This is a genomic window from Herbaspirillum sp. B65 (assembly GCF_000333555.1).
Taxonomy (GTDB): Bacteria; Pseudomonadota; Gammaproteobacteria; order Burkholderiales; family Burkholderiaceae_D; genus Herbaspirillum; species Herbaspirillum rubrisubalbicans.
On sequence record NZ_BADI01000926.1, the window covers coordinates 1 to 1081 of the forward strand.

1 protein-coding gene is annotated in these 1081 nt (G+C 62.3%); it reads right to left on the reverse strand.

Annotated features, from left to right (window positions below):
* Window positions 1-1081: carbamoyl-phosphate synthase large subunit (gene carB / locus I5W_RS21710; protein WP_044530796.1), on the reverse strand; the 1081-nt coding region annotated here is incomplete at both ends.

Here is a 1081-nt window from a genome sequence, read left to right on the forward strand (position 1 = left end):
GATGGTGTCCACGCCCGGGAACTTGACGAACGGGAACACGGCTTCCTTGACGCTGTAGTAAGGCGGCACCACTTCGTTCTTAATGCCCTGGCTCTCCAGCGACTGGCCGACCATGCAGCGCGCGGCGATCTTGGCCAGTTGCAGGCCGGTGGCCTTGGAGACGAAGGGCACGGTACGCGAGGCACGCGGGTTCACTTCCAGCACGAAGACGGTATCGACGGTCTTGCCATCGACTTCACTTTGCTGGATGGCGAACTGCACATTCATCAGGCCGACCACGTTCAGGCCCTTGGCCATCAGCGCGGTCTGGCGCTTCAGTTCTTCGATAGTGTCCTTGGACAGCGAATACGGCGGCAGCGAGCAAGCCGAGTCGCCCGAGTGCACGCCGGCTTGTTCGATGTGTTCCATCACGCCGCCGATGAAGGTACGTTCACCGTCGGACAGGCAATCGACGTCCACTTCGATGGCGTCGTTCAGGAAGCGGTCCAGCAGCACCGGCGAATCATGCGAAACCTTGACGGCTTCGCGCATGTAGCGCTCCAGGTCACGCTGCTCGTGGACGATTTCCATGGCGCGGCCACCCAGCACGTAGGACGGGCGCACCACCAGCGGATAACCGATTTCCTGCGCCAGTTGCAGCGCGTCGGCTTCGGTACGGGCGGTACGGTTGGGCGGCTGGCGCAGGCCCAGGTCCTGCAGCAGCTTCTGGAAACGCTCGCGGTCTTCGGCGGCGTCGATCATGTCGGGCGAGGTGCCGACGATGGGCACGCCATTGGCTTCCAGGTCCAGCGCCAGCTTCAGCGGGGTCTGGCCACCGTACTGGACGATCACGCCGACCGGCTTTTCCTTGTCGACGATTTCCAGCACGTCTTCCAGCGTCACCGGCTCGAAGTACAGGCGGTCGGAAGTGTCATAGTCGGTCGAGACGGTTTCCGGGTTGCAGTTGACCATGATGGTTTCGTAACCGTCATCACGCATCGCCAGTGCCGCGTGCACGCAGCAGTAGTCGAACTCGATGCCCTGGCCGATACGGTTCGGAACACCGCCAAGCACCATGATCTTCTTCTTGTCGGGTCGGGTT